The organism is Lentzea sp. NPDC004782, assembly GCF_040609115.1.
Taxonomy (GTDB): Bacteria; Actinomycetota; Actinomycetes; order Mycobacteriales; family Pseudonocardiaceae; genus Lentzea.
The window spans coordinates 66,319-86,765 of the sequence record NZ_JBEXJN010000013.1 but is presented as its reverse complement, the minus strand read 5'-3'; the positions used below and the strand labels follow the sequence as shown (position 1 = coordinate 86,765).

General features: G+C 70.4%; 19 protein-coding genes. 8 read left to right on the top strand and 11 right to left on the bottom strand.

The window, feature by feature from the left end; genetic code table 11:
- Positions 1-2: 2 nt before the first annotated feature.
- Entirely contained in the window at positions 3-1,655 is a 1,653-nt protein-coding gene (locus ABZV40_RS14725) for an AMP-binding protein (protein ID WP_355440375.1), read from the bottom strand.
- Positions 1,656-1,748: 93 nt separating this feature from the next.
- Between ABZV40_RS14725 and ABZV40_RS14720 the strand changes: the two genes are divergently transcribed.
- Both ABZV40_RS14720 and ABZV40_RS14715 read left to right on the top strand, forming a co-directional pair.
- Positions 1,749-2,510, top strand: a complete 762-nt coding sequence (locus ABZV40_RS14720; protein ID WP_355440372.1) for a LuxR C-terminal-related transcriptional regulator — start codon at positions 1,749-1,751, stop codon at positions 2,508-2,510.
- Positions 2,511-2,513: 3 nt separating this feature from the next.
- On the top strand, positions 2,514-2,936 hold the full coding sequence (locus ABZV40_RS14715) for a nitroreductase family deazaflavin-dependent oxidoreductase (protein WP_355440370.1): 423 nt from the start codon (positions 2,514-2,516) through the stop codon (positions 2,934-2,936).
- On the opposite strand, the gene ABZV40_RS14710 is transcribed toward ABZV40_RS14715, so the two are convergent.
- Together ABZV40_RS14710 and ABZV40_RS14705 are read right to left on the bottom strand one after the other, a co-directional pair.
- Positions 2,892-3,455 carry a hypothetical protein gene (locus ABZV40_RS14710; RefSeq protein WP_355440368.1) on the bottom strand — a complete coding sequence of 188 codons (564 nt, stop codon included), beginning with the start codon at positions 3,453-3,455 and terminating at the stop codon, positions 2,892-2,894. The genes ABZV40_RS14715 and ABZV40_RS14710 overlap by 45 nt on opposite strands.
- Positions 3,452-4,015, bottom strand: coding sequence for a WHG domain-containing protein (locus tag ABZV40_RS14705; protein ID WP_355440365.1), 564 nt, complete (start codon positions 4,013-4,015; stop codon positions 3,452-3,454). The genes ABZV40_RS14710 and ABZV40_RS14705 overlap by 4 nt, the downstream gene beginning before the upstream one ends.
- A 152-nt stretch (positions 4,016-4,167) precedes the next feature.
- On the opposite strand from ABZV40_RS14705, the gene ABZV40_RS14700 reads away from it, so the two are divergent.
- On the top strand, positions 4,168-5,604 hold the full coding sequence (locus ABZV40_RS14700) for a trypsin-like serine protease (protein ID WP_355440362.1): 1,437 nt from the start codon (positions 4,168-4,170) through the stop codon (positions 5,602-5,604).
- A gap of 44 nt (positions 5,605-5,648) precedes the next feature.
- On the opposite strand, the gene ABZV40_RS14695 is transcribed toward ABZV40_RS14700, so the two are convergent.
- Positions 5,649-6,821, bottom strand: a complete 1,173-nt coding sequence (locus ABZV40_RS14695; RefSeq protein ID WP_355440359.1) for an MFS transporter — start codon at positions 6,819-6,821, stop codon at positions 5,649-5,651.
- Positions 6,822-6,987: 166 nt separating this feature from the next.
- Here ABZV40_RS14695 and ABZV40_RS14690 point away from each other — a divergent pair, with 166 nt between their 5' ends.
- Positions 6,988-8,211 (top strand): family 16 glycosylhydrolase, encoded by a 1,224-nt coding sequence (locus ABZV40_RS14690; RefSeq protein ID WP_355440356.1) that lies wholly within the window; start codon positions 6,988-6,990, stop codon positions 8,209-8,211.
- A 55-nt stretch (positions 8,212-8,266) separates the two neighbouring features.
- Here ABZV40_RS14690 and ABZV40_RS14685 read toward each other — a convergent pair whose 3' ends face one another.
- Positions 8,267-9,124 (bottom strand): ornithine cyclodeaminase family protein, encoded by an 858-nt coding sequence (locus ABZV40_RS14685; RefSeq protein ID WP_355440354.1) that lies wholly within the window; start codon positions 9,122-9,124, stop codon positions 8,267-8,269.
- Between the two features lie 60 nt (positions 9,125-9,184).
- Positions 9,185-9,706, bottom strand: coding sequence for a hypothetical protein (locus ABZV40_RS14680; protein ID WP_355440351.1), 522 nt, complete (start codon positions 9,704-9,706; stop codon positions 9,185-9,187).
- 161 nt (positions 9,707-9,867) lie between these two features.
- Here ABZV40_RS14680 and ABZV40_RS14675 point away from each other — a divergent pair, with 161 nt between their 5' ends.
- Positions 9,868-11,817: a LuxR C-terminal-related transcriptional regulator gene (locus tag ABZV40_RS14675; RefSeq protein ID WP_355440349.1), complete on the top strand. Its 1,950-nt coding sequence runs from the start codon at positions 9,868-9,870 to the stop codon at positions 11,815-11,817.
- Here the strand turns inward: ABZV40_RS14675 and ABZV40_RS14670 are convergent.
- Both ABZV40_RS14670 and ABZV40_RS14665 read right to left on the bottom strand, forming a co-directional pair.
- Complete coding sequence (locus tag ABZV40_RS14670) at positions 11,801-11,962, bottom strand: DUF397 domain-containing protein (protein ID WP_355440347.1); 162 nt, start codon at positions 11,960-11,962, stop codon at positions 11,801-11,803. The two genes, ABZV40_RS14675 and ABZV40_RS14670, sit on opposite strands and share 17 nt — an antisense overlap.
- Before the next feature lie 10 nt (positions 11,963-11,972).
- A complete protein-coding gene (locus ABZV40_RS14665; RefSeq protein WP_355440345.1) occupies positions 11,973-12,803 on the bottom strand; it encodes a helix-turn-helix transcriptional regulator in 831 nt (276 codons plus the stop codon).
- A 103-nt stretch (positions 12,804-12,906) separates the two neighbouring features.
- Between ABZV40_RS14665 and ABZV40_RS14660 the strand changes: the two genes are divergently transcribed.
- The gene (locus ABZV40_RS14660; protein ID WP_355440342.1) at positions 12,907-13,119 is read left to right on the top strand and encodes a zinc finger protein; all 213 of its coding nucleotides are present in this window, start codon (positions 12,907-12,909) and stop codon (positions 13,117-13,119) included.
- Positions 13,101-13,361, top strand: coding sequence for a hypothetical protein (locus ABZV40_RS14655; protein WP_355440340.1), 261 nt, complete (start codon positions 13,101-13,103; stop codon positions 13,359-13,361). Before ABZV40_RS14660 ends, ABZV40_RS14655 begins: the two co-directional genes overlap by 19 nt.
- A 4-nt stretch (positions 13,362-13,365) precedes the next feature.
- Here the strand turns inward: ABZV40_RS14655 and ABZV40_RS14650 are convergent, their stop codons facing one another.
- Entirely contained in the window at positions 13,366-14,208 is an 843-nt protein-coding gene (locus ABZV40_RS14650; protein WP_355440338.1) for a hypothetical protein, read from the bottom strand.
- 165 nt (positions 14,209-14,373) lie between these two features.
- On the opposite strand from ABZV40_RS14650, the gene ABZV40_RS14645 reads away from it, so the two are divergent.
- A complete protein-coding gene (locus ABZV40_RS14645) occupies positions 14,374-16,035 on the top strand; it encodes a DEAD/DEAH box helicase (protein ID WP_355440336.1) in 1,662 nt (553 codons plus the stop codon).
- A gap of 90 nt (positions 16,036-16,125) precedes the next feature.
- Here the strand turns inward: ABZV40_RS14645 and ABZV40_RS14640 are convergent, their stop codons facing one another.
- Both ABZV40_RS14640 and ABZV40_RS14635 read right to left on the bottom strand, forming a co-directional pair.
- Complete coding sequence (locus ABZV40_RS14640; protein ID WP_355440333.1) at positions 16,126-16,863, bottom strand: methyltransferase domain-containing protein; 738 nt, start codon at positions 16,861-16,863, stop codon at positions 16,126-16,128.
- Positions 16,864-17,009: 146 nt separating this feature from the next.
- Entirely contained in the window at positions 17,010-20,408 is a 3,399-nt protein-coding gene (locus ABZV40_RS14635) for a S8 family serine peptidase (RefSeq protein WP_355440330.1), read from the bottom strand.
- Between the last annotated feature and the right edge of the window lie 39 nt (positions 20,409-20,447).

Genomic DNA, 20,447 nt, shown 5'->3' with positions numbered 1-20,447 from the left:
CCCTACCGGCGCAGCTCGGGGAACTGATCGTCCCGCCACTCGATCGCGTCGATGCCCTGTTCCTCCCGTGTGCGCAGATCGACCCGCCGGATCTTGCCGGACACCGTCTTGGGCAGCTCGGCGAACTCCAGCCGCCGGATCCGCTGGAACGGCGCCAGGTTCTCCCGCGCGTGCCGCAGGATCGCCAGCGCCGTGTCCCGGTCCGGCGGCCAGCCCGCGCTCAACGCCACGTACGCCTTCGGCACCGCGAGCCGCAGCGGGTCCGGTGCCGGCACGACCGCGGCCTCCGTGACCGCCGGGTGCTCGATCAGCACGCTCTCCAGCTCGAACGGCGAGATCTTGTAGTCCGACGCCTTGAACACGTCGTCCGTGCGTCCGATGTAGAACAGGTAGCCGTCCTCGTCACGGGAAGCGATGTCGCCCGTGTGGTAGTAACCGCCGGCCATCGCCTCGGCGTTGCGTTCAGGGTCACCGTGGTAGCCGACCATCAGCGACATCGGCCGTTCCCGCAGGTCGATGCAGATCTCGCCCTCGTCCGCCGGTTCGCCGGTGATCGGGTCGACGAGCACCACCGGGACCCCCTGCACCGGTCTTCCCATCGAACCGGGCTTCACCTCGTCTCCGGGCAGGTTGCCCACCGACAGGGTGGTCTCGGTCTGGCCGAAGCCGTCGCGCAGCGTGAGACCCCACTGCTTCTGGACCTGTTCGATCACCTCGGGGTTGAGCGGCTCGCCCGCCGCCACGACCTCCCGCAACGAGCCGGGTCCTCCGCTCAGGTCGGCCTTGATGAGCATCCGCCACACGGTCGGCGGTGCGCAGAACGTGGTGACGCAGGCGTCCTTGATCTGGGCCAGCAGCTCGGCCGCGTCGAACCGCGTGTAGTTGTGGACGAAGATCGTCGCTTCGGCGATCCACGGCGCGAAGAAGCAGCTCCAGGCGTGTTTGGCCCAGCCCGGCGAGCTGATGTTGAGGTGCACGTCGCCCGGCCTGACGCCGATCCAGCGCATGGTCGTGAGGTGCCCGACCGGGTAGGAGGTCTGGGTGTGCTCGACCAGCTTGGGGCGGCTGGTCGTGCCGGAGGTGAAGTACAGCAGCAGCCGGTCGTCCGACTTCGTCCTCGGGTGCGGCAACGGGTGGTCCGGTGCCTCGGCGGTCTGGGCGTAGTCGAGCCAGCCGGGCGCGGCACCGCCGACCGCGATGAGCACCGGTCCGTCCTCGAACTTGCCCGCGTCCCCGGCCCGCGCGATGACGTGCCGGACGTTGCCGCGCCGGAGCCGGTCCGCGAGGTCGGCCGGCCCGAGCGCGGTGGTCGTCGGCATGATCACCGCGCCCAGCTTCATCACCGCGAGCATCGACTCCCACAGCTCGACCTGGTTGCCGAGCATGATCATCACGCTGTCGCCCTTGCCCACCCCGTGCGACGCGAGCCAGCGCGCGACCCGGTTCGACCGGCGGCGCATCTCGTCGTAGGAGTAGTCGCGGCCCGTCCCGCTCTCCTCGACGATGTGCAACGCCGTGGTGGCGTTGCCCTCGGCGATGCGGTCGAACCAGTCGTGCGCCCAGTTGAAGCCGTCGTCGAAGCTCGGCCAGCGGAACGAGGCGGGGTCGGTGAGCATCAGGTCGCGGGCCGCGCGGTAGGTGTCGTGACCAGACATTCCCGAAGGGTGCGGAGACCGGCGGCCATCGGGATACCCCCGGACGGGGGTGCACCCCTTTTCGAGGGTGCTCCGGTCGGCGAGACTGCGGGCGTGCTGCCAGACCGCTTCCACGCGCTGCTGCCGCAACGCCTGGACATGCTCCGCCGTGCGACCGGGTTGCCCGTCGTGTTCGGCGGCGCCGTCACGCCCGGCCGCGAACTGGTGCTCAGCAGCTTCTACGGCACGCACGGCACGTCGTTGCACGGGTTGCGCGTCGGCACCGGGCGCGGCCTGGGCGGCACGGCGATCGCGATGGGCGCCCCGGTGCGGGTCAACGACTACGCCTCGACCCGCGCGATCACGCACGAGTTCGACCAGATGGTGGTCGTCGACGAACGGCTGACCTCGGTCTTCGCCTACCCGGTCACGGTCCGCGGCACCGTGCACGGCGTGCTCTACGGAGCCGTGCGCGGGCAGACGACCGTCGGCGACCGGGCGATCAGGATGGCCGGCGCGATCGCGCACGGCCTCGCGGGGGACCTGACCATGCCTTCACTGCACACGCAAGCCGCCTTGCGGGAACTGGCCGAGGTCACCCGGCTCGTCGGCGACCCGGCGTTGCGCGAACGACTCCGCAAGGTGCACCAGGACCTCGGCGGCGAGACCCCGGTGACCGTCCCGAGCGGACTGACGCCGCGCGAACTCGATACGCTTCGGCTGGCCGCGGTGGGCGGGTCGAACCGGGAGATCGCCGAAGAGCTCGGTTTGAGCACGGAAACCGTCAAGGCCTACCTCCGCGGTGCGATGCGCAAGCTGGGGGTGCACAACAGAACCGCCGCCGTCCACGCGGCGAGGTCGACGGGAGCGTTGTAGCGAATGTCCTGGTTCGAGAAGGCCGTGATCGGCACGGACCGCCTGCTGTACAAGCTGACCGGCGGCAAGGTCATGACCGTCTCGCTGAGCAAGCAGACCGGACTGACGTTGATCACCGTGGGCGCCAGGTCCGGTGAGCAGCGCCTGAACCAGGTGCAGTACGTGACCGACGGAGACGGCATGCTGGTCGTCGGCTCGAACTGGGGCAAGCCGCACCACCCGGCGTGGACCGCGAACATCCTGAAGAACCCGGACATCCAGGTGAACGTCCGCGGCGACATTCGCGACGTGCACGCGGCGCTGCTGCAGGGGGCCGAGCGCGAGGCCGCCTGGCGCAAGATGGTGGCGGCCTGGCCGGCGTTCGAGGACTACGTGACGCAGTCAGGAGGCCGCGAGCTGCGGGTCTTTCGCCTCACGCCGCGCTGACTCCCAGGCGAGCCACACGCAGCCGGCCAGCAGCAGCACGCCGTGCGCGATCCGTGCGGCGGGCGGGGTGAAGAACTGCGGCAGGAACAACGCGAACCCGGCGGCGAACAGGATCGACGCCGTGGTGCGCAGCCTGACCGCGACCATGACCGCCGCGACGCCCATCGTCACGAGCCCGACCGCGAAAGTCGTGATGGCGACGGGGTTGTAGCGCACGGCCTCGGCGAGTTCGAGGAGGTTCGGCTGCCCCGCCATGGCGTGCAGACCGAAGTCCTCCGCGCCGTAGTAGGGCAACGTCAGCCCGGCGCCGACCCAGAACGTGATCGCGGCCGTCCGGTGGATCTCCAGCAGCGCGATCGCCACCAGGATGAACCCGATCATGGCGAACAGGTGCGACGCGACCCACGCGCCCGACCCCATCGCGGCGGCCGCGCCCTGCGTCGTGGTTTCGTCCTCCCACGGCCGCAAAGCCGGGTACAGCAGGAAAAGCAGGCCGGCAACGGCGAGCGGAACTCTCATTTCTTCCCCCTGAGGTCGTCGAGGTACATCCGGACGAGCTGGTCGTAGGTGTCGTCGAGCCCTTCCGGCAGGCCGAACCCGCCGCTGGACTCGATCGACGCGAAGCCGTGCACGATCACCCGCAGCCGCCGCGTGGCGTGGACGGCTTCGGAGCCCTCCAGGCCGTAGCCCCGCAACGTCGCGAGCATGACTTCCATGAGCTTCATGCCCGCGGCGCGCTGGAGTTCGTCGTGCAACGGGTCCATCGGCATGGCCCCGTACCGCTTCGGGTGTTCCTGCACATAGGCGCGGTACGCGTGCATGAGGGCGGCGACGGCGTCGTCGCCCGCCAGGCCGAGCACCGCGGTGGTGAACCTGCCGGCCATCTCCTCCAGCACCCGCACGCCGACGTGCCCGCGCAGCTCGGCGAGGTTCGCGACGTGCTTGTACAGCGAGGGCGTGGCGACACCGGTGCGGGTGGCGACGGCGGCGAGCGTCAGTCCTTCGACGCCCTGCTCGTCGACGAGCTCCAGCGCGGCGTCCACGACCTTCGAGGTGGTGAGACCGGGGCGAACAGGCATAGCCCAAAAGCTAATGCCATTAGCCGGATCCGTCAAGTGGTGGACTCACGGCGATGTGGCAAAGATTCCGTGGAGATCTTGTGGATACGGCCACCCGCGGCTCTCCGGGCACGTTCAATGACCGCGTCAGTCAACCGAGCAAGGAGAACCCATTGCGGTCAGCCAGAAACATGGGGGTGGTCGCCGCAGGACTGTTGTTCTCGGCGACACTCGCAGCGGTACCGGCCACAGCCGGGCCGTCGTTCCACACCAAGATCGACCCCAGCACCGTGAAGGAGTCGATCGGCTACCTGGTCAAGACCTACGGCGTCAGCGAACGGGAGGCGCTGCGCCGGCTGGAGCTCCAGAACGACGCGACCAGGCTCGACGAAGCCCTGAAGCGCGAGGCCCCCGGTGAGTACGGCGGCATGTGGCTCGACCAGGAGGGCGGTGGCCGGCTCGTCGTGGCCATGACGAAGCCCTCCGCGGCCCAGCGGCACGTCGTCGCCATGCCGGACCGCGGGCACGTCAAGATCCGCACGGTGCAGCACTCGCTGGCCTCGCTGCGAGCGGCCCGCGACCGGATCAGCGAGCAGGTCGGCGCCGGACCGGACTCGGTGTACCTGCCGTCCGTCAGCGCGACCGAGAACCGCGTCGTGGTCTGGGAACGCGACTGGCTCAAGGAGAACAAGGCCGGAGTGACCGCGGAGCCGGCAGACCGCGCGTTCGCCGTCGAACCCGGCCTGGTCTCCGCCCGCACCCTGCGCAAGCCGACCCCGTACTCGGTCGACTGGGGCTTCTGCCACCCGTTGTACTGCACGAACTACGGCCCCATGAGGGGTGGCCTGCGGCTCGACATGACCCGCGACAACGGCACCGTGGGCGGCTGCACCAGCGGCTTCAACCTGCGGACGACCGGCGGCGCCTTCCCCGGCGTGCCGTGGGTGCTGACCGCGGGACACTGCATGGCGACCAAGACGAACAACGTGCCGACGCAGCACAACGGCCAGCCGGTCGTGAACCAGCACGGGATCGAGAAGAACTCGTACCCGTACGACTACGCCGCCGTCCAGTACGTGGACGCGGCCACCGCCAACACGTGGCTGGAGAGCCAGCCCAACCGGAACGTGGTGCTCAAGTACTGCCGCAACGGCGGTCAGGACAGCGACGCGGACACCCCGTGCGGCCCGCAGGCGACCTCCCAGAACCAGGAGATCACGAAGGTCACCCCGCTGGCCGAGATCCTGCCGGGCGCGATCGTGTGCGCGTCGGGCTCCGGTTCGAGCGCGGTGAACTACCCGGACTCCGTGGACAGCGGCGCCGGTGAGGGCTATCTCGTGGGCACCAGGTGCGGTCGGGTGCTCTCGACCGACGTCGGCATCAACACCGACGTGTGCGCCAGGGCGGGCGACAGCGGCGGCCCGCTGTTCAGCCAGGTGGACAAGGCAGCGCTCGGCATCCTCGAGGGCAGCCAGCAGGCGCGCAGCGGCCCCTGCCAGCCGGGTGAGCTGAACAACTACGCCCCGATCTCGACGATCCTCGAGGACCTCAGCGCCCGCCAGGCGAGCGGTGGTTCGGTCTTCAACGTGATCACGACGCCGCAGGGCTGAGCACACCGTTCCCGGGAGGCCTGGTTCCCGGCCTCCCGGGAACGTCACGCGTTCACACGCTGCCTGATGGCGACGAGGTGGCGCGCCAGAGCCACGAACGTCATCAGCGCCACAAGTGCGCACACACCACGCCAGCCGAACAGCACGTGCGCCCGCACCCCGAGCCACGACCCCACCGCGCCACCGACGTAGGCGCAGGTCATGTACGCGGTGTTGAGGCGACCGCGACGGGTGTCGCTCAGCGCGTACATGCGGATGGAGTTGGCCACCATGCCGCACTGCATGGCGACGTCGAGCACGAGCGTGCCGAGCACCAGCGCGACCAGCCCGCCGACGCCGCCCGAACCACCCGCCGCGAGCACCGCGGCCGACCCGATCACCGCGAGCATGCAGACCAGGTTCACCGGATCCGAACCACGCCGGTCCACGATCCGCCCCGCGACCGGCGTCGCGACCATCGTCACGACGTTGACCAGCGCCAGCAACCCGACCGACTGCGCACCGAAGCCGTAGACCGGGCCGGTGAGCAGCAACGCGACACTCCCCCACACCGCGCTGAACGCCCCGAAGACCGTCGCCTGGTAGAGGCACGACCGGCGCAGCTCGGGCTCGCTTCGCAGCAGCCGCAACGGTTCCAGCAGCAGGTCCGGAATGGACTGCCGGGTGTGCGGTTCACCGCCCGGCAACGCCCGCCACAACGCCACCGCCATCACGACCGCGAGCCCCGACGCCACCAGGTACGGCGCACGCCAGCCCAGCCACTCGCCGAGCACCCCGCTGACGGTGCGCGCGAGCAGCATCCCGCCGATCGACCCGGCGAGCATCGTCCCGCTGGCGGCACCCCGCTGCTCCGGCGCCACCATCCCGGCGACCATCGGCCCGATGATCGGCGCGATCACCGTGGAGAGGCCGACCGCGACCCCGGCGGCGAAGAGCGGTCCGAGCGACGGCGCGAACCCCGCCACCGCGAGCCCCAGCCCGGTCACGGCGAACAGCGTGGCGATCAACGGCCGGTACGGCACCCGGTCCCCCAGCGGCACCAGCAGGAAGATCCCGCACGCGTACCCGATCTGCGCGGCCGTGATCACCACCGCCGCCTGGTCCGCCGAGATCCGCAGGCCCGCCGCGACCAACGGCGTGACCGCCTGCGGGAAGTACACGTTGCCGACCGCCACACCGCAGGCGAGCGCCAGCAGCCACCGCATCTCCCGAGTCATGCCGTTCGACGCTGCCGATCTCCGCCACCTGGCGCAACCGAGTTCTTATGGGAGCGCTCTCACTCTGATGTAAACGTGAAAACGTTTACACGTTGACCGAGAGTCACGACGTGACAACACTTCCGAACCACTGGGCGCACAACCAAATACCCGAAAGGTCGGTTCGATGCAGCGACGCATCGGGACGGCCCTCGCCGCCGCCTTGTTGGTGGCCGCGGGGATCACCGTCGCCACCACCAGCCAAGCTCCCCCTGCCAACGCGGCGGTGACCTGGGCCGACGAGTTCAACGCCCCTGCCGGTACCGGCGTGGACGGCAGCAAGTGGCAGTTCGAAGTCGGAAACAACAACGGCAACAACAAAGAGTCCCAGTGGTACCAGGCCGGCACCTCGAACGCGGTGCACGACGGCCAGGGCCACCTCGTGATCACCGCCAAGCGCGAGAACCCCGGCAACTACCAGTGCTGGTACGGCCGTTGCGAGTACACCTCGGCGCGCATCAACACCGCCGGGAGGTTCACGCAGACCTACGGCCGGTTCGAAGCGCGCATGAAGCTGCCGCGCGGCAAGGGCATGTGGCCCGCGTTCTGGATGCTGGGCGCGGACATCAACAGCGGCACCCCGTGGCCGAGCTCCGGTGAGATCGACATCATGGAGAACCTGGGCCACCAGCTGAACACCGTCTACGGCACCATCCACGGCCCGGGCTACAGCGGCTCCGGCGGCAAGTCCCACGCCTACAACGGCCCGAACTTCGCCGACGACTTCCACAACTTCGCGGTCGACTGGCGGCCGGGCGAGATCGTGTGGTCGGTGGACGGCAACGTCTACGCCCGCAACACGCCGACCGACGTCAACGGCAACCCGTGGGTGTTCAACAAGCCGTTCTTCATCATCATCAACCTCGCGGTCGGCGGTGAGTGGCCCGGCTACCCCGACGGCAGCACGACGTTCCCGCAGCAGCTCGTGATCGACTGGGTCCGCGCCTCCAGCACCGACAGCCCGCCGCCCAGCGGTGGCACGGAGATCCGCGGCATCGGCGGCAAGTGCGTCGACGTGGCCGGAGCCAACACCGCCAACGGCACGCCCATCCAGATCACCGACTGCAACGGCAACGCCGCCCAGAAGTGGAGCCGTCCCGGTGACGGCACGATCCGCGCGCTGGGCAAGTGCATGGACGTCTCCGGCGGCGGCACCGCGAACGGCACAGCGGTCCAGCTGTGGGACTGCAACGGTTCCGGTGCTCAGCAGTGGACCGTCAGCGGCGCTCAGGACATCGTGAACCCGCAGGCGAACAAGTGCCTGGACGCCACCGGGAACTCCTCTGCCAACGGCACGAGACTCCAGATCTGGCAGTGCGGCGGCACGGCCAACCAGAAGTGGCAGGTGTGAGACCTCTTCCGGCTCGCGGACGCCGAACCCTTGCGGTGGCAGGGTTCGGCGTCCTTCACGCCAGCAACCGGGCGACCGCCCAGTCCTGCACGGCGACACCGACCGACTTGAACACCGTGCGGCCCTGACGCAACGGCGGGTTCCCCAGCGCCGCACCGAGCTCGACGAGCGACTCCAGCCGCAGCACCCCGGACCGCACCGCCCGGATGATCTCCCCGGCCTCGCTCAGCGCCGCCTCGACCTGGTCCACCACCACGACTTCCGCGGTCGTGAGCAGTTCCTCCGGCAGCTCGCGCATCACCGGCCGGTACGAGCCGATCGCGTTGACGTGCACCCGTTCCTTCAAGGCGTCGCACGAGAACAGCGGCTTCGTCGACGCCGTCGCACAGCACACGACGTCCGCGCCCGACACGGCTTCCTCCGCGTCCAGCGCCACGTCCAGGACCGTGTCCGGCAGCTCGTCCTTCAACGACTCCAGCAACGCCTCGGCCTTGCGCGCGTTGCGGTTGAACACGACGAGCTTCTTCAGCGGCCGCACCGCGTGCACGGCCCGCACCTGGTCCGCGGCCTGCGCCCCGGCGCCGAGCAGCGCGAGGTGCGAGGCGTCCTCGTCGGCCAGCAGTTCCGTCGCCACGCCGACCACGGCACCGGTGCGCAACGTCGTGAGCGGCACCGCGTCCGTGACGAACTGCCCGTCCGGGTCGGAGTAGACGACCGTGCCGGTGATCACCGGGTCGCGCTCGATCTCGATGCTGACCACCTTGACCGCCGTGGACGCCGTGGGCAGGTGGTGCGCCGTCATGACGAGCGAGCGGCTGTCGCTGAACGCCTGCCGCGGCGGCAGCTCGAACTCCCCCGCCGTCAGCCCGATGAACGCTGCGCGGACGGCGTCGATCGCCGCGGCCATGGTCATGGTTCGGATCGTAACGACCGGGCCCCGGCTGGGGTCCGGGGCCCGGTCCGCCTCACCGGCTCAGGCGCACTGCAGTTCCATCTCGTCGATGCGGACGAACTGCGCGGCGCCCCTGGTGCTGAAGATCGCCTGCACGTAGACGGTGTTGCGGCCGTTCAGGTTCACGTGCGTGACGATCTGCTGGTAGCGGTCACCCTCCAGCCACGGCGCCTCCGTGGCGATCATCTGCCAGCCGTTCGGGTCCCAGACCTGGAGCTCGACCTGGTTGGCCCAGCCGAGCGGGTTGGCCCAGATCCGCGCCTCGCAGTTGCCGCGCGATCCCCAGCCGGACACGTCGACCTTGCGCCGGTTGGCCGCCCACCCGCCGTGGGAGTACAGCCAGCCGTTGACCGAACCCTTGAACGCCACACCGGGCTCGCCCTGGTCGTCGTAGCCCGCCAGGGCGTCACCCTGCTGACCCGGCTCCCAGCGGTTCCAGTAGGACCCCTCGAACCCGTCGTGCACGTAACCGCTCGCGTTCGCCGTCCCGGTGAACACGGCCAGCGCCGCCAGGGCCGCCGCCGCCACTGCTGCCACCCGCATGTTCTCCCCCTCTTCCTGGAAATCCGACGGGACCAGTTGACCAACCGGGCGAGGGCCGCCGCGTCGGCAACGGCTGCGGATTTAGCGCGGCGGCCTCGCCTAGTTAGCCGGAAACGGAATGGAGGTGGCGCCGGGGCGCGGTGGGGCCGAAAGCTGGAACGGTGACGCCGCTCTTCGGACGAGAAGCCCAGCTGGCCCAATGGGACGACGCCCTGACGACCGGAGGTGCGCTGACCCTGCGAGGTGAACCGGGCATCGGCAAGTCGCGCCTGGTCACCGAGTTCGCGCGGATCGCCCGCGCCCACGGCCGCACGGTCCTGCGCGGCCGCACCCTCACCGAGGCCCTGCTCCCGGTCACCCGGCGCGGGTGGCCGGACCTGCCGGCCTGCTACCGCGAGGCACTCGGCGACCTGGTCCCGGAGTGGCGCACCGGCCGACCGGTCTCCCCGGACGTCCTGGCCGAGGCCGTCGTCCGCCTGCTGCACGCCGTCGACGGCGTTCTGCTCCTCGACGACACCGCCGTGCACCCCCACCTCGCCGCCAACGCAGTCGTCGTCACCACCGAACGCGCCTGCGCCGGCACCGGCCTGGTGCCGCGCCTGTCCGACGACGCCGCGGCCGCGCTGGTCGACGCCCTGGGCGGCAGACCGGCCGTCCTGGACCGGGCGGAAGGGCTCCCGCTCGCGATCGTGGAGCTGTGTGTGACCGGTGGTTCGCCGACCCTCGAAGCCTTCACCCGCACGGCGCTGGCCGCGCTGAGCCCGGCGGCCGCCGAGGTCGCCCACGCCGCCGCCGTCGTCGACGACGTCCTGACGTGGCGGGAGGTCCAGCCGCTGACCGGCCTCGACCCGGACACCGTCGCCGCCGCGCTCGACGACCTCGCCGCCGCGCACCTGCTGACCGGCAACCGCTTCCGCCACGGCCTGATCCGCGATGCCGTGCTGGCGTGCGCTTCGCCGTCCCGTTCGGCCAGGACGTGGGTCGCTCTCGGCCGGCACCGCCTGGCCCGGCGGTCACCGCTGGAGGCCTCTCTCGCGGCGTCGCGCGCGGTGGAACTGGCGCCCACCAACGACATCCGCGCTGCCGCCGTCGACACGCTCACGGCGGCGCTGGTCGAGCTCGGGCGCTTCGAGGAGGCGCTCGCCCACCTGGCCACCACGCCACCGACGGCGGACACCCGCGCCCGTGCGGCCAGATGCGCGGTCGAGCTCGGCGACCTGCGACCCGCGGAGCTGCGCGACGGCACCGAACTGCTCCTGGCCGCGCGCCAGGCCATGACCGGTGACCCCGCCGACGCCGTGGAACCGTTGGCCCTGCTGCGTTGCATCCCCGGCTGGCAGTGGCGGGCCGATCTCGAACTGGGCGTCGTCGACTGTCTCACCGTCGTCAGCCCGTTCCGCCTGCACCAGGCCCGCCCGCACGCCCGCGGCGCGCTGCTCACCCTCGCCGACCACCACCTGCGGACCGCCGGAGTCCTCTGCGGCGACCCCGTCGAGCTGCCGCCCGCGACCGCCGAGCTGTGGCACGCCCTGCTCGCCGCCGACCTCGCGGGTGCCCTGCACTACGCCGACGCCCTGACCTCGTTCCCGGAGACGCGCGGCATCCGCGCTCTGCTGTCCACAGTGGACCGCAATGACCTGTCCGCGGCCGCGTCGTTGCTGGACGAGGGGGTCGGCTCGTGGACGAACCGCGGCCTGGCACGGCTGGCGTTCGGCGACGACCGCGCCTGGGACGACCTGGACCGCTCACCGTTCCTGGCCGCCGTCGCCGCCGTCCTGGTGCAGGACGCCTCACGGGCGGCGGCCGCACACGGCGCCTTCGTCTCGCTCGGCAACACCCCGTGGCGGCGCCGGTGCGAGAAGGTGATGCGCGAGGCGGGCATCCCGATCCCCCGCCGAGGCCGGGGCGACGCCAGCGTGCCGGCCCACCTGCGCGCGTTGGGTGTCACGAGCCGCGAGATGGACGTGCTGCTGCTCATCGCCCAAGGCGCCACCAACGGCGAGATCGCGGTGAAGCTCTCCGTCTCACGCCGAACCGTCGACACGCACGTCCGCAACCTGCTCGCGAAGACCGGCAGCACCCGCCGGACGAACCTCAGCGCTCTCGTGTGACCTGGGCGAGGAACGCGGTCCACGCGACGGCGCCCACCTGGATGTGCGCGGCGGGCGCCTTGCTGTCCCGGATTCCGATGCCGGTGGCCACCTCCACGCAGTTGCCCGCGTTGCCGCTCCGGGTGCTCTTGCGCCACTCGGCCATCGGTGTCTCCTCATGTCAGCAGCCGCTTGATCAGCTCCTTCGATTGTTCCGCATCCAAGGCGGCCTCATCGAGCGCCTCCACCACCCGCTCGTACGACTTCACGGCGTACGGGGCCTCGATGATCAGGCTGGAGTTCTCGCTGTCCAGGAACACGACCGGCTCGTACTTGTCGAACGTCAGCATGTCGAACGCCCCGGAGAGCCCCGCGTGCGCACCGACCGACAACGGCACGATCCGGATCTCGATGTACGGCCGCGCGGCCATCCTCAGCAGGTGCTCCAGCTGCGCCCTCATCACCTCATGGCCACCGATCGGTGCCAGCAGCGCCGACTCGTGGAGGTAGAAGTGGCATTTCAAGCCCTTGCGCAGGATCGTCTGCCGCTCGGTGCGAACCTCCACGCGCTCCTCGACCTCGTCGTCGGGCACGTTCGCACACGAGGCGATGACCGCTCGCGCGTACTCCGGCAGCTGGACCAGCGCGTGCACGAGCGAGATCTGCCAGCTGATCAGCTTTTTCGCGACGCGTTCGTGCTCGATCAGGGTGCGCGGCCGGATGGGCGTGCACGCCCCGTGGTCCTGCCACCAGCCCTTGAGGTTGGCCTCGTTGAACAGCGCCATCAGGTGGTCGCGTTCCTGCGGTGGCGTGCGGCACACGCCCAGCAGCATCGCCAGTTCCAGCTCGGTGGCGCCGCCCTTCCCGTTGACCAGGTCGGACAGCTTGGCCTCCTGCCAGCCCACGAGTTCGGCGACGGCGCGCGCGGTCATGCCGGTGTTCGCGATGGCGGCGCGCAGGCCGTCACCGAACTCCCGGCCCCTTGCAGTGGAGAATCTTTTCGGCATGGAGACGACGGTAGTCTCATTCTCGCGCATTCCAGAACGTTTGACCTCAACATGACCCAAAAGGGCGTTAGCTTGGAGGCCTGCCAAGAACGACAATAATTCCGTGACGTTCAGATGGACACCCCACGAGGGGCTGCGACACGCCATCCCCGACGAGCCGGCCAGGGGGCAGCTCGTCGAGACGCTCTGCGGCGATCCCTTTGTGCCGCAAGAGATAAGCCTGTGGCGAGACAAGATCTGCTGGCCGACGTGCTGGGACTGCGACGGCGTCTGGCGAGAGGGTGAGGGCATCCTGCCATGGCCGCGGAAATCCTGACGGAGGACCTCCTCCGCATATCCCTTCAACGGCTCTCGCGTGAGGTGGTGAAGAGTTATCCACAGTTCGGCGAGATGCTCGCACAAAATATGTTGCGCACGTGCGGACTGATTCCCGACATCGAGCGCGCGGCGCACTATAGGGAGCTAGGGACGCTTCTCATCGACCTCGGCCGGTTGTACCTGGCCGAGGCCGACGTGCTGGCCACGGTCGAGATGCCGCCCGAGATGCCGCCGACTTGAGGGCCTACGACATCGCGACCGCGCGGCCGTTGGTGTCGAACTCGTGGGCCAGGGTCGTCAGGGCCTGACCACCGGCGGCCCAGGCCGCCGTCCAGGTGAGGCACTCGGCCGCGCCGTTGCCGGCGCGTTCGACGAGGTCGGTGCCGATCTCGTCGAGCCAGTCCCACGACGTCCCGCCCACGCCGGCCAGGAAGGCCTCGTCCCACGTGCGCACCAGTTCACGGATGGTGCCCTCGGCCCGTGCCTGCTCGTTGACCGACCTGATCCAGGCCTGGCGCTCGGACTCCGTGAGCACCGCGCCCGTCTCGGGCTCGCGGAATCCCGGCAGGTCGTGCGCCAGGCCGCCCGATCCCACGTAGAGCACGCGTTTCGACGCGAAGAACTCGCCGACGCGGCGTCCCAGCGACGCCGCGCGGCGGAAGGACGCGTGCGGTGGCGAGGCGCAGTTGACGAACACCGGCAGCACGGGCTTCGCGTCGATCGACCCCAGCAGGTCGCGGGCGGTGTGACCGAACGCGTGGTCCAGCGCGGCCTCGTAGGCCGTGGCGATGTCGAACTCGTGCGCGACGAGGTCGGCGACCAACGCGCGTCCGAGCTCGGACGGCACGTCGTAGGCGCCGGACGGACCTGCCACGTCGCCTTGGGCGGTCGCCGACAGCACCACCGCGAAGGTGGGGACGACCGCGCGGAACGCACGGCGGTGGTCCGTGCCGAAGAACACCACGAGCTCCGGGTCGAACTCCGCGACCGCCGCGGCGGCATCGGCGATCGCGGCCCGCACCGGGCCGTGCGGCGCGCCGGGCAGCGTGATCAGGTGCGAGGAGCAGACCGTCAGGCGATTCTTCACCTGTCCAGTCTAGGTTTCGGCGCCGCGAACCGGCGGCCTTTCCGTGTCCACAGTGGACAAGGTCCGGCCTGGTCAGGTCGAGATCACGACCGTGCAAACTCGGCGGAAGCGATCTGACCTGGTCTGAGTGAGTGCGATGTCGGGCGGTGGGGGAAGATAGCGGTCATGACCACCGCCGACAACGGTTTCGCCGACCTGGGGCTGCGGCCCGACATCCTCAACGCACTCACCACGCTGGGCTACGAGGAGCCGACGCCGATCCAGTCAGAAGCGATTCCGCCGCTGCTCGCCGGCAACGACCTGCTCGGGCAGGCCGCCACGGGCACGGGCAAGACGGCGGCGTTCGCGTTGCCGCTGCTCGAACGCATCGCCGACCGGATCGGCAAGGGCGAGAAGCCGCTCGCCCTCGTGCTCGCGCCGACCCGTGAACTCGCCGTGCAGGTGTCCGAGGCGGTGCACCGCTACGGCCGGCACATGGGCGCGCGCGTGCTGCCGATCTACGGCGGCCAGCCCATCGGCCGTCAGCTGCGCGAGCTGTCCCGCGGCGTCGACGTGGTGGTCGCGACCCCGGGCCGCGCGATCGACCACCTGCAGCGCGGCACCCTGCAGCTGAGCGAGCTGAAGATCGTCGTGCTCGACGAGGCCGACGAGATGCTCGACATGGGCTTCGCCGAGGACATCGACGCGATCCTCGCCGAGGCGCCCGCCGACCGGCAGACCGTGCTGTTCTCGGCCACGATGCCGCCGCGCATCGACCGCATGGCCAAGAGCCACCTGCGCGAGCCGGTGCTGATCCAGATCGAGCGCGAGAAGACCGAGCCGGGCGAGGCCCCGCGCGTCCGGCAGACCGCGTACCTGGTGCGCCGCGAGCACAAGCCCGCCGCGCTCGGCCGCGTGCTGGACGTCGAGTCGCCGACGGCCGCCGTCGTGTTCTGCCGCACCCGTGACGAGGTCGACCAGCTCACCGAGACGCTGAACGGCCGCGGCTACCGCGCCGAGTCGCTGCACGGCGGCATCAGCCAGGAGCAGCGCGACCGCGTGATGTCCCGCCTGCGCGGCGGCACCGCCGACCTGCTGGTGGCCACCGACGTCGCCGCCCGCGGCCTCGACATCGAGCAGCTCACGCACGTCGTCAACTACAACGTGCCGTCCGCCCCCGAGGCCTACACCCACCGCATCGGCCGCGTGGGCCGTGCGGGCCGCGAGGGCGTCGCGATCACCCTGGTCGAGCCGCGCGAGAACTCGATGCTCAAGACCATCGAGCGCGTCACCAAGACCAAGATCCCGATGGAGAAGGTCCCGACGGTCGCCGACCTGCGCGCCCGGCAGCTGGAGCTGACCCGCTCGTCGCTGCAGGAGTCGCTGATGGAGGACGACCTGTCGCGCTTCCGCGTCGTGGTCGAGACCCTGGCCGACGAGTTCGACGTCATGGACATCGCCCTGGCCGCCGTGAAGCTGGCCCACGAGGCCTCCGGCGCCGCCGCGGACGAGGAGGAGATCCCGGAGGTCCGCCCGCGCGAGGACCGTCCGCGCCGCGACGGCACCACCGGTGGCCCGCGCCGCGAGCGCCGCGGCCCGTCCGAGGGCATGACGAGGCTGTTCCTGGGCGCGGGCCGCTCGTCCGGCATCCGCCCGCAGGACATCGTCGGCGCCATCACCGGCGAGACGAAGCTGAAGGGCCGCGACATCGGCGCGATCGAGATCGCGGACCGCTTCTCGCTGGTCGAGGTGCCGGGCCCGGCGGCCAACGACGTGATCACGTCCCTGCGCGACGCCACCATCAAGGGCAAGCGCATCACGATCCGCCGCGAACGCCAGCCCCGCTGAGCGACCCCAGCCTGCTGGGCAGTTACGTGGATGAAGGGCGCCTTGCTCCACCTCACGTGGATGAAGGCGCCCTTCATCCACGTGAGGTGCTCAGCGCTTGCGCGCCTCGACCAGGAACCGCCTCGAGGTGCAGACGAACTCGCCGTGCTCCTGGATGTGCTCGTGCATGTCCAGGAGCCGGTCGCGGTACCCCTCGACGGTGAAGCCGGGCACGGTCCACAGCACCTTGCGCAGGAAGTGGACGACCGCGCCGACGTCGAAGAACGCGACGCGCAACGCCACCGGTTCCAACCGGAGCACCTCCAGTCCGACAGCCTCGGCGTCCGCACGTGCCAGCGAGGTGCTGCGGGCGTCGCTGACGGGCTGCGGTCCCATCATGAAATCGGTGAGCTCCCGATTTGATCCGGCGCCGATCTGCTGCGAGAAGTAGGTCCCGCCCGGCCTGAGCACCCGTGCGATCTCCGCCCACGGGGTCACCACGGGATGCCGGCTGATCACCAGGTCGAAGGCCGAGGAGCGGAACGGCAACGGCCCCTCGTCGGGTGCCTGGACGACCAGCGGCAGCTTCCGGGCGGCGACGAGAGCGTTGGGCGGCCACGACTCGGTGGCGGCCATCAGCGGTGGCAACGCGGGTGCGGACGCGGTGACCTCACCGCCGCCGGTCTGCAGGTCCAGCGCGGACTCCACGGCGCCGAGCCTGGCCGCGATCTGCCGCGCGTAGCCCCACGGCGGGCGTTCCTCGGTGGCGCGACCGGCGAACCAGGAGAAGTCCCAGCCCTCCAGCGGTACCGCCGCCCCCTCCGCCACCAGGTCTTCGAAGGTCCCCATGGCCGGACATGCCACCACATGCCCGTGTCGCGGGCCACTGAAAATGGCGGCACCTGCCCGGTGTCGCGAGACGCCGCGTCCTTCTTCGTCTCGCATCCAACCGGGCAGGTGCCGCAGGGGGTTACAACGACCGAACGGCCGCCCGGTTACGCCCGAAGGCGGTAGGCGCGCAACACCGTTTGGTCGACCGTGTTGCCGTCCGTGTCGGTCGCCACCACGCGTAGCGACACGTAACCCTCAGGCTTCCCACCCGCCGGCACGATCGACTTCACCGGCACCCAGTTGGCGCCGTCGTCGAACGATGCGTAGGCGTGCAGCTCACGAAGGGTGCCGGACGGACGCGACGCGGTGAACTTCGCGGGCATCGGCACGCCGGCCTTCCAGCTGTTGCGCAGGTCGACCGGCAGCGTGTAGTCGACCTCCAGCAACGGCAGCCGGCCCTCGTTGGCAGCCGAGAACTCCCACGCGGTGTGCACCTTGGTGGACAGCGCCGACGTGTCACGGGCCGCGTCCAGCGTCAGCGTGTAGCGACCGTCCCGGGCGGGAGCCGTGAAGGAGCCCTGCCGCACGTCGGCGGACCCCACGACCTCGTTGCCACGACGCAGTTCCGTCGAGCCGTAGCCGCTGTACGTCCAGCTCTCGACCCATCCGGAGCCGCCGAACGGCGAGATCCGGAAGTTGATCTGGTCGCCGGTCCGCTCCACACCGCCGCCCTGCGACCAGGTCACCTGGGTCGGACGGCCGAAGCGGGGTGACGACACCGCGCGGAGGTTCGTGCGTTCGTAGCACTGGCCGGCGGCGTAGGTCGACGGTGCGAGGTCGGACCACGTGGTGACCGTCGGGTCGTCGCCCCCGCCGAAGCTGCGGCCGTCGAAGCCCTCCTGGTACCAGGTGCCCGGCGTGAAGTACTCGGTGCGCTGAGCAGGGGCCGTCAGGAACTCGTCCAGCGGGCTCACGCGCTGGTTGATCGCGCCGTCGACGACCGGGTAGTTCCTGGTCCTGACGAAGCCGTCCGCGCCGGACGTGTGGTAGCGCGCCTTCACCTCGGCGAGGTCGGCGCGACGGAGGTGCTTGGTGCCGATCGGCAGTTTGCCCTTCTCCGGCAAGAACAACGTGTACGAGACCGGCGAGCCCGCGATGCTGCGCAACGTCAGCTGCGACGGCGTGACGGCGACGTGGTGTTCCGCCACCGCGATCACCGGGATGACGGTCTGCTCCTCGTACCCGAACGGCACCGGCCCAGCCCACAGCACGGCGAGGGCACCGGCCGCCTGCATCTCCCTGGCGACGTCGTACGGGTTCTCGCCCGCGGTGCGGACTAGAGCGAGCTTGCCGCGCACGTCCGCACCGCGTTCGGCCACGTCGAACCTGTGCTCGCCCACCGGCAGGTACTTGCTGCTTTCGTAGTACCGCACCGGGAACCCGCCGACGACCGAGATCAGCGGCTGCCCGGCCTTGAGCCCGGAGTCGTAGGTGAGGTCCGGCAGCGGCGAGCCGAACGACAGGCCGTACAGCGGAACCCTGCCGTCGATGACGCTGGCGACACCGCTGATCTTGCCGGGGGTGAACGGCACGGTCAGGTCGGCGTTGCGGTACCAGACCTCCGCGCCCGGATCGTCGATGTCGACGCTGATCTGCTTGCCCTGCCGGGCGTCCAGCGCGAGCGTCTGGTCGGTCCGCAACGACACCCGGCCGGCCACCTCGGTCGCGGACACCGGCGTGAACCAGGCGTAGTTCGGGGTCAGCTCGTCGATCCGGCCGAGCACCGCGTAGTCCGCCACCGGCAGCCGTGCCGAACCGGCACCGTTGGTGATGCTCAGCACCGAGGCTTCCCGTGTGGACAGATCGACCAGCACGACGAACTCGTTCGGGACGGGCTTGCCGTCACGGTTGGTCATGGTCACCGTCAGCGTGTGCTGTTCCTCCTGCACGTACGCGCCGACCGACGTGATCACCTCGACCCCGGCGGCGGAAGCCGTGAGGTGACCGAAGAAGGTGCCGTTGCCCTTGCTCGGGTCCAGCACCACGTCGACCGCCGCCGTGCCGCCCGCCGGTACCGTCACGGACGCCGGCACCGAGAAGTCCGCGCCCAGGTCGTGCTTCAGGGACAGCGTCACCGGCGCGGAGCCGTCGTTGCGGTAGGTGGTCGTCTTCGTGGACGTCTTGGTGTGCGGCCATTCCAGCAGGCCGAACGACAGGCTGCCGGCGTCCGCGCGCACCTGCTGCGTCACCGCGCGGGCGACGTCGAGCAGCCCGGTGCCGACGTTCGCGGACGTGTCGGCGACCGGCTTGGCCGTCGCCATCAGGTGCGCCTTCAGCTCGGCCGCGGTCCAGGAGGGGTTGCGCTGCGCCAGGATCGCCGCGGCACCGGCGACGTGCGGTGCCGCCATCGACGTGCCGGTCAGCCGCGCGTGCAGGTCGTCCACGGCGTACTCGGGCAGCGTGCCCGCGGCGCGTGCGGCCACGATGTCCGTGCCCGGCGCGGCGATGTCCGGCTTGACCGCGTAGTCCCCCAGCCGCGGGCCGCGTGACGACGAGTCCTCCAGCGTGCCGGTCTTGCGCAGGTTCGCCACCGCGAGCGCCGAGTCGGCGGACGCGGGAGCCGAGACCTTGCGGCGATCGCCCGCGTTGCCCGCCGCCACCACGAACAACGCGCCGGTTTCCGCGGTGAGCTCGTTCACCTTGCGCGACAACGGATCCGTGCCGTCGGACTGATCACCGCCCAGGGACATGTTGATCACCTTGGCCTTGACCTCGCGGGCGGCCCACTCCATGCCGGCCAGGATCGCGCTGTCCATGCACCAGTTCGCCTCGCACACCCGGCCGACCGCGAGCTTCGCGCCCTTGGCGACACCGGTGTACTTCCCGCCGTGGCCCGCGATCGTCGACGCGACGTGCGTGCCGTGGCCGATGTTGTCCTGGATGCCGGCGGTGGTGAAGTCCTTCGCCACCGACACGACGCCGGCGAGCTCGGGGTGGTTCTGGTCGTAGCCGGTGTCGAGCACGGCGACCGTGACGCCGGTTCCGTCGAACCCGGCCTGCCAGGCCTGCGGGGCGCCCACCATCGGCACGCTCTGGTCCAGCGTGATCTTCGACTTGCCGTCCAGCCACAGCTTTCCGGCGCTGCGGGCGTTCGCCCGGCCCTTCCAGCGCTGCGCCGCTTCCTTCTTCGGCACCGCGGCTGCCGCGCGAAGGCCGTTGTCCAGCACCGGAATCCGGTCGATCCTGTCGTCGGCGTAGCCGAACGAGTGCAATGCCGTGACGTCGAAGAACCGCTGGTCGACGCGATCCTGCCCCACCGCGTCGACCGCATCCGCCGGCACCACGTACTGGTGGTCGTTCTTGACGTACTGGGCGAACTGCATGCCCGGCCGGCCCTCGATCCGGACGAGCTCGCCTCGCTCGTTGACGACGACCTTGTCACCGCTGATCAGAGTGATGGTCGACGCCGGCTGAGGGCTCGCCGGTTGTGCCTGAGCCTGCGTCGCCGGGCTGATCAGCCCGGCGACGAGCGCGGTGGCCACAAAACAGCGCGCTATGCGCACCTGTCCTCCCCTAGGTGTGAACCTCTCCACCCCAGGAGA